The 12,040-nt window shown below is 43.0% G+C and carries 13 protein-coding genes; 4 read left to right on the top strand and 9 right to left on the bottom strand.

Annotated features, from left to right (window positions below; all coding sequences use genetic code 11):
• Positions 1–2 precede the first annotated feature (2 nt).
• Entirely contained in the window at positions 3–626 is a 624-nt protein-coding gene (locus WAE59_RS13820) for a thiamine phosphate synthase (protein ID WP_337856567.1), read from the top strand.
• 54 nt (positions 627–680) lie between these two features.
• A complete protein-coding gene (locus tag WAE59_RS13815) occupies positions 681–1,961 on the top strand; it encodes an MFS transporter (RefSeq protein WP_337856566.1) in 1,281 nt (426 codons plus the stop codon).
• Here the strand turns inward: WAE59_RS13815 and WAE59_RS13810 are convergent.
• The 9 genes from WAE59_RS13810 to dctA form a co-directional block, all read right to left on the bottom strand.
• Positions 1,958–3,706 (bottom strand): ABC transporter ATP-binding protein, encoded by a 1,749-nt coding sequence (locus tag WAE59_RS13810; protein WP_337856565.1) that lies wholly within the window; start codon positions 3,704–3,706, stop codon positions 1,958–1,960. The two genes, WAE59_RS13815 and WAE59_RS13810, sit on opposite strands and share 4 nt — an antisense overlap.
• A gap of 95 nt (positions 3,707–3,801) precedes the next feature.
• Positions 3,802–4,365 carry a ribosome recycling factor gene (frr, locus tag WAE59_RS13805; protein WP_337856564.1) on the bottom strand — a complete coding sequence of 188 codons (564 nt, stop codon included), beginning with the start codon at positions 4,363–4,365 and terminating at the stop codon, positions 3,802–3,804.
• 21 nt (positions 4,366–4,386) lie between these two features.
• Positions 4,387–5,091 carry a UMP kinase gene (pyrH, locus tag WAE59_RS13800; protein WP_337856563.1) on the bottom strand — a complete coding sequence of 235 codons (705 nt, stop codon included), beginning with the start codon at positions 5,089–5,091 and terminating at the stop codon, positions 4,387–4,389.
• Between the two features lie 36 nt (positions 5,092–5,127).
• Positions 5,128–6,234 (bottom strand): N-acetylglucosamine-6-phosphate deacetylase, encoded by a 1,107-nt coding sequence (gene nagA, locus WAE59_RS13795; RefSeq protein ID WP_337856562.1) that lies wholly within the window; start codon positions 6,232–6,234, stop codon positions 5,128–5,130.
• Positions 6,235–6,308: 74 nt separating this feature from the next.
• Complete coding sequence (tsf, locus tag WAE59_RS13790) at positions 6,309–7,145, bottom strand: translation elongation factor Ts (RefSeq protein ID WP_337856561.1); 837 nt, start codon at positions 7,143–7,145, stop codon at positions 6,309–6,311.
• A gap of 100 nt (positions 7,146–7,245) precedes the next feature.
• Positions 7,246–8,070, bottom strand: a complete 825-nt coding sequence (rpsB, locus tag WAE59_RS13785; RefSeq protein WP_337856560.1) for a 30S ribosomal protein S2 — start codon at positions 8,068–8,070, stop codon at positions 7,246–7,248.
• An 18-nt stretch (positions 8,071–8,088) separates the two neighbouring features.
• The gene (gene rpsI, locus WAE59_RS13780; RefSeq protein ID WP_069378174.1) at positions 8,089–8,475 is read right to left on the bottom strand and encodes a 30S ribosomal protein S9; all 387 of its coding nucleotides are present in this window, start codon (positions 8,473–8,475) and stop codon (positions 8,089–8,091) included.
• 10 nt (positions 8,476–8,485) lie between these two features.
• Positions 8,486–8,929, bottom strand: coding sequence for a 50S ribosomal protein L13 (gene rplM / locus WAE59_RS13775; protein WP_337856559.1), 444 nt, complete (start codon positions 8,927–8,929; stop codon positions 8,486–8,488).
• Between the two features lie 112 nt (positions 8,930–9,041).
• A complete protein-coding gene (gene dctA / locus WAE59_RS13770; RefSeq protein ID WP_337856558.1) occupies positions 9,042–10,313 on the bottom strand; it encodes a C4-dicarboxylate transporter DctA in 1,272 nt (423 codons plus the stop codon).
• Between the two features lie 110 nt (positions 10,314–10,423).
• Between dctA and queD the strand changes: the two genes are divergently transcribed.
• On the top strand, positions 10,424–10,777 hold the full coding sequence (queD, locus tag WAE59_RS13765; RefSeq protein ID WP_337856557.1) for a 6-carboxytetrahydropterin synthase QueD: 354 nt from the start codon (positions 10,424–10,426) through the stop codon (positions 10,775–10,777).
• The gene (locus WAE59_RS13760) at positions 10,767–11,798 is read left to right on the top strand and encodes a COX15/CtaA family protein (RefSeq protein ID WP_337856556.1); all 1,032 of its coding nucleotides are present in this window, start codon (positions 10,767–10,769) and stop codon (positions 11,796–11,798) included. Before queD ends, WAE59_RS13760 begins: the two co-directional genes overlap by 11 nt.
• The last annotated feature ends 242 nt before the right edge of the window (positions 11,799–12,040 follow it).

Below are 12,040 nucleotides of genomic sequence, written 5' to 3'. Positions count from 1 at the left end.
TAATGAAAAAGTTCATCGAAAAATTACACTTCATCACGCACGATATTGATCAGCATACACATGTGGAACAAGCACAAATTGCCTGTGAAGCCGGATCCAAATGGATCCAGTACCGCTGCCTGACGAAAAATGACAATGAACTTCTCCAGGATATCAATGCTATTGCGGAGATCTGCGACGATTGGGGAGCTACCCTGATCGTCACAGATCATATCCATTTAAATGGCCAGGCAGACATCCAGGGTTTTCACATCGAAGACATGGATGCCGATTTCATAACCATCAGGTCACAGCTTGGTGAAGCCCTCACCATAGGCGGTTCTGCCAATACGCTCGAAGGTCTGCTCCGGCTTGCACAGGAAGGTGTAGATTATGCTGGCCTGGGTCCCTTTCACGACACTACAACCAAGCCCAATAACCTTCCTCTCCTGGGGGTAGAAGGATACAAACAAGTAATGCAAAAACTCGACATTGATTTTCCTGTCCTCGCCGTTGGTGGCATTACACCGGAGGATATCGACAAGCTCATGCAAACAGGTATCTTTGGCATTGCTGCTTCTTCAGCCATCAATCAGTCAGAAAACATGCGCGAAGCTTATTTGGCTTTTTATGACAAGATTATGTAAAGAAATGCTGAAGGATTCGGGCATTAACCAGTACTTTTGCTCAAACTTTTTGGCGTGGACAATACTGTTATCATCGAGAAACCGGATCCGTATGCCGCATTGCGCTACCCGGAATTCCGCTCCTACCTGGGAATGCGATTTTTCTTCACCTTTGCTTACCAGATGCAAGCCGTTGTTATCGGCTTTCACATTTATCATCTGACCAAAAATCCATTGGCACTTGGCCTCATCGGACTGTGCGAAGCCATTCCAGCAATTAGCATTGCATTATACGGTGGTTATGTCGCAGATAAATCAGAAAAACGGGGTTTGCTATTGAAGATTTTTTCGGGCGTACTCCTTTGTTCACTGGTCATGCTCGCCGTCACCACTCAGCAAATGCACCGATACATACCAACAGGCTATATTGTTCCGATCATGTACTGTATGATCTTCGGAGTCGGCCTGGCAAGGGGCTTCTTCGGCCCCGCGACCTTTTCTCTAATGGCACAGATTATTCCAAAAAAACTATATCCCAACTCCAGTACCTGGAACAGTTCCAGTTGGCAGATGGCCTCTATATTGGGCCCAGCGGCCGGCGGATTGATCTATGGTTTTTTTGGGATCACCATCACCTATATCGTCATCGTTACTTTCATCTCTATCTCGCTTCTCTGTATTTTCTTCTTAAAAACTCATCCACCTACTTTCGTTCCCAAAGAAAGTATAGTCACCAGCCTTACAGAAGGAGTACGCTTCGTATTCAAAAGTAAAATGATGCTGGGTGCTATGAGCCTTGATCTCTTTTCTGTTTTCTTTGGTGGTGCAGTCGCCCTCTTACCAGTCTTCGCCAATGATATCCTGAAAGTAGGCTCAGAAGGGCTTGGATTCATGCGTGCGGCGGCCTCCAGTGGCGCAGTGGTGACCATGCTGGCCATGACCAGGTTCTCTCCAATGAACAAACCCTGGAGGAACCTGCTGATCGCCGTTACCGGCTTTGGAACCAGTATCATTTGCTATGGGCTTTCCAAGAATTTCTACCTTACCCTCATCTTTCTTTTTGCCGAAGGGGCATTCGATAGTGTCAGTGTGATCATCCGTTCTACGATCATGCAGTTGTTAACGCCAGATGAAATGCGTGGACGTGTTTCTGCAGTCAATAGCATGTTCATCGGCTCTTCAAACGAAATTGGGGCTTTCGAATCAGGGCTTACCGCAAAACTCATGCGTACAGTGCCAGCTGTAGTATTCGGCGGAAGCATGACCATCATGGTGGCGGGTATCACCTACCCAAAAACAAAGGGTCTGGTCAAGCTCAGCCTCCAGGAAATCAACGAACAGAAAGTGCCGGACTAAGCTTCCAGGCGCTCTCCAATTTGCTGTCTCCACATTGCATAGTACAAGCCGTTCAATGCCAGCAAGTCCTCATGTTTTCCTTCTTCAATGATATGGCCTTTTTCCAATACGAAGATCCGGTCCGCATGGCGGATGGTCGACAATCTATGGGCAATCAATATCGTGATGTGATTCGTCTTTTCAGAAATATCTCGGATTGTTGCAGTAATATCCTCTTCTGTCAGTGAATCCAGTGAAGAAGTGGCTTCATCAAATACCAGGATATCTGGTTTTCTAAGCAAAGCCCGTGCGATAGACAGTCTTTGTTTTTCGCCTCCTGAGACTTTCACGCCGCCTTCGCCGATCACTGTATCCAGACTATTGTCAGCGCGTGCCAGCAAGTTATGACAGGCAGCTTGTTGCAATACCCGCATACACTCCTCGTCTGTTGCACCCGGGCGCACAAATTGAAGGTTTTCTCTGATCGTACCTGCAAATAGTTGCGTATCCTGGGTTACAAAGCCGATCTTTTCCCTCAACTGATCAAGGTCAATTTCTTTACTCGAAGCCCCATTATAGTACACTTCTCCATCCATAGGTTGATACAATCCGACCAGCAACTTTACCAAAGTTGTTTTACCTGATCCTGATGGCCCCACGAAGGCGATGGTTTCCCCGTTATGTGTCGTAAAAGTAATGTGGTTCAACGCATTGTGCTTACCGGTCAGGTGTTTGAAATTTACATTTTCAAATGCCAGTTTGGTGATCTTGTCCAGCTTTACCGGGTTCAAAGGCTTCTGGTCTATTGGTATACTCAGAATCTTTTTAAAGTTGCCGAGCGACACTTCTGCTTCTCTCCAGGAAAGGATCACATTGCCGAGTTCCTGTAAAGGCCCAAACAGGAAAAAGGAATAAAACAAGAAGGAGAAATACTGTCCGGGAGAAATGGTGTTTTCAAAAATGAGGATCAGCAAGACCACCACCATTGTACTTCTAACGAAATTAACCGTAGTTCCCTGTACAAAACTCATGCTCCGTACATATTTTACTTTCCTCAGCTCCAGTCCCAGGATTTTATAGGTAGTCTTATTCAAACGCTCTATTTCCTGATTGGCCAGACCCAGACTTTTAACAAGCTCTATATTTCTCAATGATTCTGTAGTAGAACCTGCCAGGGCTGTAGTTTCTGCAACAATACTCTTTTGGATGGTCTTGATCTTCCGGCTTAGGAACCAGCTCACAAAACTGATGATCGGTATTGCAGAAAAATAGATCAGCGTCACCTTATAACTTACCGTTACAGAATAAACGATGACAAATACCATTCCGATCAAACTTACAAACAGGATGCTGATAAAGGCCACTATAAACTTCTCCGAATCCAGGCGTACCTTCTGTAAAATCCCCAGTGTTTCGCCACTGCGTTGGTCTTCGAAGACTTGATAAGGCAATTCAAGTGAATGCTTCAAACCATCTGCGTACATTTTTGCACCAACCTTCTGCACAATGATGCTCGTAAAATAATCCTGAAAATTCTTCGCAATCCGGGATACCATCGCTGCACCCACCCCTAAACCGACCAGGCCCAGTACGCCCAGAATAAATTCACTCCGTTTGAGTACATCTTTCTTTTCAATAAATTGATCTACAATTCTTCCAGTGATATAAGGATCCAGCAGGGAAAAACCAATGTTAATGGCAGCTAACAACAAGGCTAGCACCACTACCCACTTGTGGTTTTTTAGGTATTCCAACAATAATTTCATCGATCTTCGTTTTGTTTTGAGGCTTCAAAAATAAAGAAAGGGAATGAAGTACTTACCTCATTCCCTTTAATTTACTTATAGATTATAATCTGGTCTTAAACCGTCATCACGTCTTTTTCCTTCGCCTCAGCATGCTTATCTACCTTAATGATATAAGCATCAGTGATCTTCTGTACCTCAGCCTCACCAGTCTTGATCTCATCGTCCGAGACACTTTCACCCTTCAGCTTTTTGATCTTCTCATTCGCGTCTTTACGGATGTTACGTACGGTAATACGGCCGCGCTCTGCTTCTTCTTTTACTTTTTTAACCAGGTCCTTTCTGCGTTCCTCTGTAAGCGGGGGAACTACCAATCGGATGACCAAACCATCATTTTGAGGATTGATGCCGATATTTGCTTCCATAATCGCGCGCTCTATCGGAACCAATAAAGCTTTTTCCCAGGGCTGGATCAGCAAAGTCCTTGCATCCGGTGTATTGATACTGCCTACCTGACTTAAAGGGGTAGGATTGCCATAATAATCAACCATGATACCATCCAGCATACCTGCAGATGCTTTACCCGCACGAATCTTAGTCAATTCTGCTTCACAATGCGCAATGGCTTTGTCCATATTGGCCTGTGCATCCTGTAACTGTTTCTTTATGAGGTCATTCATAATATGTGAAATTTCTATGTTTTATCTAACCAATGTTCCTATTTCTTCTCCTTCAGCAATCTTCATGAAGTTACCGAACTTGTTCATATCGAACACAATGATAGGAAGTTTATTCTCTTCGCAAAGTGTAAATGCAGTCATGTCCATTACATTCAGGCCTTTTGCGTACACTTCTTTAAAGGAGATCTCTGAATATTTTGTTGCTGTTGGATCTTTTTCCGGATCAGCTGTGTAAATACCATCTACTCTTGTACCTTTCAGTACAACGTCTGCTTTGATTTCAATGGCACGCAATGCCGCTGCAGAATCAGTAGTGAAGTAAGGATTACCTGTGCCTGCACCAAAAATCACTACGCGTCCTTTTTCTAAGTGTCTTACTGCCCTGCGACGGATGAAGGGTTCACAGATCTGCTCCATTTTAATGGCAGTTAGCAAACGGGTTTTCAGACCTACTTTTTCAAGTGCGTCTTGTAAAGCCATACTGTTGATCACAGTGGCCAACATGCCCATGTAATCTGCCTGAGCTCTGTCCATTCCAGACTTCTCAGCACTCAGGCCTCTAAAAATATTACCTCCGCCTATTACTATCGCAATTTCTAGGCCTTTGTCATGCACAGCTTTGATATCTTCGGCGTATTGCTTTACAACCTCATTATCAATACCATATTGCTTATCGCCCATCAGCGATTCGCCACTTAACTTCAGTAGGATCCGTTTATACTTCATGCAGCAAAAATAACTATTTGTTTTAATTAATACGTGTCAATATTCTACTCCGCCTGCAAAAACTTTCTGAAGTTTCAGTTCTTCAGACAGGATCAGGAGATCAGCTGTGTTACCAACAGTCAGAAGCCCTTTTTTGTTGTCCATCCCCATCAATTTCAAAGGGTTAAGAGAAGCCATACGCAATGCAGCATCTAAAGGCACACCACAGTATCGCACGCAATTTTGGATGGCATGCAGCATGGTAATATTGGAACCTGAAAGTGTCCCGTTGGGGGTAACAAAACGATCTCCCTCCAACTGGTGCTGATAAGGTCCGATCTGACAAGGCGTCACGGCATCTGTAATAAGGAACAACCGCTCACCCATAAGTTGATAACTCATTTTGACGATCTCGAAGTTCACATGCTCACCATCAGCGATGATACTCGCCATGGCTGAAGGATGGTTCAAAACGGCCGTCGGTAAATTGGGAGCCCGATGGTGAATCGAAGGCATCGCGTTAAATAAATGCGTAGTAGTCTTAAAACCTTGTTCATAGGCGCTCATGGCTTGCTCAAAAGAAGCATCACTGTGTCCCAGAGACAGTACGACACCCTGTTTCAGCAAATAAGTGATCACTTCATCGTCCTGCAATTCTGCCGCGATAGTCATCATTTTCACCGTACCGTCGGCATGCTCCATCACGCGTTTGACTTCCTCCAGCTTGGCCTTACAAACATACTCCGGCACATGAGCTCCCAAACGCTTGGAGTTGAGGTAGGGCCCCTCCAAATGCAGTCCCAAAAACCCTTTTGCTTTCTCACGATAGGCTTTAGCTGCGGAAATGGCCTGATACACCACTTCCGGCGAATTGGTTGCCACACAGGCCAGGAACCCCGTAGTTCCCTTAGTTATCAGATCGGCATCCATCTGCTTCAAGGTCGCTTCAGAAGGATAGGCTGAGAACAAATCACCACCACTCCCATAAATCTGCAGATCCACAAAGCCAGGCACTACGTACCCGCCAGCGGCATCAATTATCTCAAATCCATGAAGATCTAAATTAGTCCCTATTGCCTTAATCTTTTCGCCAGCAATTAAAATCACCTGGCCCGTGTACAATTGAGAATTTTTAAACAAGCTGGCATTGGTAATGGCGATCATGACTGCTAATATAGCACAAAAAAAGTCCCCTGAAAAACAGGGGACTTCTTATAAGCTGTAAAAATTAAGAGAGATTAAGCTCCCAACTGAACGCGTTTAAATGCAGAAACGGTTAAACCGCTTGCAGTATCATTTAAGAATTTACGAACATCTTTAGATGAATCTTTAACAAACTCCTGGTTCAACAAAGTACTGTCTTTGTAGAATTTATTCAATTTACCAGCAGCAATTTTCTCAACCATTTCTTCTGGCTTACCTTCAGCACGGATTACTTCTTTAGCAATCTCAGTTTCGCGCTCGATAGTTGAAGCGTCAACATCACCTTTGTCCAAAGCAACCGGGTTCATAGCAGCAATTTGCATAGCTACGTCTTTACCTGCCTCTTCAACTCCAGCAACATCCTGGTTCAAAGCAACCAATACACCTAAACGGTAGTTACCGTGGATGTAAGGAACAACTTTCTCGCCAGATACAGTCTCAAATTTAGAGATGCCGATTTTCTCACCGATTTTACCAGTGTTCTCAACGATGATATCAGAAACTTTCTGACCATCAATTTCCAAAGCCAAAAGTTCTTCCAAAGAAGCTGGGTTTTGCTCGATAGCCAAATCAGTGAATTTGTTAGCCAAAGCAACGAAATCTGCATTTTTAGCAACGAAATCAGTCTCGCAGTTCAATTCAACAACAACACCACGTTTGCCATCCGCAGTTGCTTTAGCGATTACAACGCCTTCGTTAGAATCACGATCCTGACGGGAAGCTGCTACTTTAGCACCTTTTTTACGTAAATAATCAACGGCTGCTTCGAAATCTCCGTTTGCTTCTACCAATGCTTTTTTGCAGTCCATCATACCGGCACCGGTCTGTTGGCGTAATTTATTTACATCTGCAGCAGTAATTTGTACTGACATCTTAGTTTTCTTTTTTAAGTTATGATTTAAAAATTATGGGTTGTACGGTATTGTTGTAAGAAAACCCTGCAACGCACCATACAACCCATATTATAGTATTTTAAGCTTCTTCGCTTGTACCTTCTTCAGTATCAGCTTCTACTTTTTTCCTTCTTGCGCCAGGAGCAGCAGCTTCAGGAGCATCAGCAGCAGCTTTAGCCGCTACAGCTTCTTTCTCTGTTTCCTCGTCTTTTTCACGTTTGCGCTCATCTAAACCTTCTTCGATAGCTTTGATGATGACATCAGTGATCAATGAGATAGATTTAGTAGCATCATCATTCGCAGGAATTGGGAAATCGATGTTAGAAGGATCAGAGTTGGTATCTACCATTGCAAAAGTTGGAATGTTCAATTTCAACGCTTCGCTAACAGCGATGTGCTCTTTCTTCACGTCAATTAAAAAGATCGCAGCTGGCAAACGGTTTAAGTCCGCGATACCACCCAATAAGCTTTCCAATTTGATACGCTCACGTTGGATCATCAAACGCTCCTTTTTAGAAAGGATCGAATAAGTACCGTCTTTAGTCATCTTGTCGATGTTAGCCATCTTCTTGATCGACTTACGCACAGTAGCAAAGTTGGTTAACATACCACCCAACCAACGCTCAGTTACGAAAGGCATGTTTACTTTTTTTGCCTGCTCAGCAACGATTTCTTTAGCTTGTTTCTTAGTTGCTACGAAAAGAATCTTACGACCAGATTTAACGATCTGTTTGATTGCTGAAGCAGCTTCTTCAGTTTTAGTTAAAGTTTTATTTAAATCTATAATGTGGATACCATTGCGCTCCATGAAAATGTAAGGCGCCATTTTTGGGTTCCATTTACGGGTAAGGTGACCAAAGTGTACACCTGCATCCAATAAGTCTTGATATGTAGTTCTTGCCATTGTTTTGTCTCCTTAAGATTAACGTTTACTGAATTGGAATTTCTTACGTGCTTTCTTACGTCCTGGTTTCTTACGTTCAACCATACGCATATCACGGGTCATTAACCCTTTAGCGCGCAATGCTGGTTTTTTCTCAGCATCTAATTCTACGATAGCCTTAGCGATAGCCAAACGAACAGCTTCTGCCTGACCTTTGATACCACCACCTGCAACATTTACATTTACATCATACTGACCAGTCAGTTCTGAAACTTCGAATGATTGGTTAACGATGTATTGCAAAGGCAAAGTTGGAAAATATACTTTATGATCTTTACCGTTTACGGTAATTGTACCATTGCCCTCTTTTAAATAGATACGAGCAACAGCAGTTTTTCTTCTTCCTGAAGTATTTGTAACTGACATTTCTTCTTAATTAAAGTGTAATGGTTTTTGGTGATTGTGCTGCATGAGGATGCTCAGCACCTGCATAAACGTAAAGATTGGTGTACAATTTAGCACCAAGTTTAGTTTTAGGTAACATACCACGAACGGCTTTTTCAATTACACGTTTAGGATGTTTCGCCATTAACTCTTTAGGAGAAATGAAACGCTGACCACCTGGATAACCAGTGTAAGAAGTATATACCTTATCGGTAAATTTACTTCCGGTCAACTTAACCTTGTCTGCATTGATAACGATCACATTATCACCGCAGTCTACGTGTGGGGTATACTCAGGCTTGTTTTTACCACGGATGATCATTGCGATCTTCGATGACAAGCGCCCCAAAATCTCGCCTTGTGCGTCAACAACAACCCACTGTTTATTAACAGTTTTTGCATTGGCAGAGACAGTTTTGTAACTTAACGTATTCACTTGCTTGTATTTAATTTGTTTAACAATTAGTTATTCCCCTCAATTTTAGGGACTGCAAAGATAGTGTAATATCTTTAATTGTCAAACACTTGAAGAAAAAAATCAGGATAATTTAAATCTCTTCTTCAATCTTTTCCAGGGAGGCAGGTTGTATTGCCAGTTGATATTTCGATTCGTCAAATTCATGTTCACTCTTCGCAATCACCACCGCTGCGATGCCATTACCAATAACATTGGTTATCGCCCTTGCTTCAGACATGAACCGATCCACCCCTAAAAGAATCGCAATGTGCTCTACCGGCATGATTTTCAAAGCAGTCAATGTAGATGCCAACACAATAAATCCACTCCCGGTAACTCCCGCTGCACCCTTAGAGGTCACCATCAATACGGCCAGCACAGTAATCTGCTGCCATATGCTGAGGTCAACCTGAAAAACCTGGCAAAGAAAGATCACAGCCATCGACAAATAAATTGCCGTCCCATCCAGATTAAAAGAATATCCCGTAGGGATTACCAACCCAACAATAGATTTATCACAGCCAAAGCTTTCCATCTTTTGCATCATGCTGGGCAAGGCCGACTCCGACGAAGAGGTACCTAACACGATCAGGATTTCCTGACGGATATATTTCAGGTATTGCCAGAGACTGAATTTATAGTAACGGCAAATAGCGTTCAACACCACAAAAATAAATAAAAAACAGGTCAGGTACACCGAACCCATCAACTTTAGCATTGGTATTAAGGTTTCCAGACCATAAGTTCCTACACTATACGCCATCCCACCAAACGCACCTACCGGAGCAAGGCGCATCACCAGCTTCATGATGTTAAAGAATACTTTCGACAGTTTATCGAAAGTAGCCAGCAAGGAATGTCCACTGCCTCCGATTTTATTCAGACCATACCCAAAAAGTATAGCAAAGAATAGGATCTGCAGGATATCTCCCTTCGTAAAGGCTTCAAATATATTGTGCGGTACGATATGTGTAAAAAATTCGATCCAATTAATCTTACCCGCCTGATCAGTATAGGTTTTTACTTTTCCGACATCCCCCGTAGCCGCATGAATCCCCACACCTGGCTCCAGCACATTTGCAATAATAATTCCGATCAGAATAGCCAGTGTAGTCACGATCTCAAAATATAATAATGCCTTTCCTCCCACAATGCCCACTTTTTTCATATCCCCCATATGCGCAATACCAAGCACTATCGTCAAGAAGATGATCGGCGCGATCAGCATATTGATCATATTAATGAAAGTCTGACTGATCAGCTTGGCATGAACCGCAAAGCCTGGGTAAAAAGCCCCTACCAAAACACCCAGTGTAATGGCCAGTAATACCTGGAAAGTCAAATTGGAGAAAATAGATTTCATTGAGCTATTATACAGATTTTTTTACAGAGTATGATGTTAATTATAAGGAATCATGATACCCGTCATTTATTCTTCGGGCTTAAAATCACATTTTAGACAAAAACTTTATCATGCTCATTTACAAAACATTCAGCTTTGATGCTGCTCATTATCTTCCCAATGTACCAGAGGGCCATAAATGTGGGAACCTACACGGACATACATATACACTGAAAATCTTTTTGTCCGGAACCCCTGGTGAAGAAAGTGGATGGATCGTTGATTACAGCGATCTGAAAAACGGGATTAAAATCATCCTGGATCTGCTGGATCACCAATTGCTCAACACCATTCCCGGCTTGGAAAACCCAACCAGCGAACGATTATGCCTGTGGCTGTGGGACATGATCAGGCCAGCATTTCCTGAACTAAGCAGAATCGAACTCAACGAAACCCCAACTTCAGGTGTCGTCTATGAAGGCTAACAATCAACGACTGATCGCCAATTGGCTTTATTTTGGCGCCTGCTGTATTGCCATCCAAATTCTCCTCGGTGGTATCACCAGGCTTACAGGTTCCGGTTTATCCATTACGGAGTGGCAGCCGCTGATTGGTAGTATTCCACCAATAACGGAAGGAGAATGGCTACTCAGCTTTCATAAATACCAGCAAATTGCTCAATTTCATGTATTAAATGCTCATTTTAGCTTAGAAGATTATAAATCGATATTTTTCTGGGAATGGCTACACAGAAACTGGGCGCGTTTCCTAGGTCTCGCATTTCTGCTGCCAATGGCCTATTTCATTTTTCACAAAAAGATCAGTAGAAAACTGATTCCAGCACTATCCATCTTATTTTTACTCGGTTTGCTACAAGGTGTCATTGGGTGGATCATGGTAAAAAGCGGCTTAAATCAAACCGCAACAAGGGTTGATCACATCAAACTGGCCATTCATTTCATTGCAGCCCTACTACTACTCTGTTATACCCTGTGGGTTGCTTTCAGTATGAGCATGCAAGAATTAAAAATGAGGCACCGTCTGCGATTTACTACGCTCAACGCCGTATTGCTTGCACTGCTTGTTTTACAAATGATTTATGGTGCGTTTATGGCGGGTAGTAATGCTGCCCTCGCTGCAATCACCTGGCCTGATATGAATGGAACTTTTCTTCCCAATCAAGGCATTATCGGTCTAAGCTTAAATTCACTGAGCGGAAATTTATTAAATATTCAATTCATTCACCGCAACCTAGCATACCTCATTTTTTTGCTTACACTAGTGCTATACTGGCGAAACAGAAGCTGGAAGATCAATCCCTCGCTATCCCTTATCAGGGCAATTCCACCTATACTCGTGTTTATACAATGCGTCTTAGGAGTTAGCACCTTGCTCCATAGTCTGGAGAAAAGTTATAGAATATATGCCTTGCTTCATCAATTCACTGGAATTTTGCTCCTCGTCTCTCTGCTCCTGATGCTATTTCTAAACTTGAAAAGAACATGATTGTCATCCGATAATCCCCCTGTTTGCGGATCTGTCCCGAAAAGAGATGTCCAAGCTACCGTACGATCATTCTCGTTTCCTGATCAGGTTATCTATAGGGCATTGATGGTATTTTTGAGTCAGCGGAGATTGCCTTGTCCCTTGCGGAACATGCCAATAGAGCTATCAGGTGGGCTTTGGGATTGGGAACTGGGATGTAGGGTCTGGCTTTAGGTTTATTTGAATTGTTATAAACGTTTTGA

It is taken from the genome of Pedobacter sp. GR22-6, from assembly GCF_037402555.1.
In the GTDB taxonomy this organism is placed as follows: domain Bacteria; phylum Bacteroidota; class Bacteroidia; order Sphingobacteriales; family Sphingobacteriaceae; genus Pedobacter.
The sequence above is the reverse complement of the archived record's forward strand: the minus strand, read 5'-3'. Positions and strand labels throughout refer to the sequence as shown.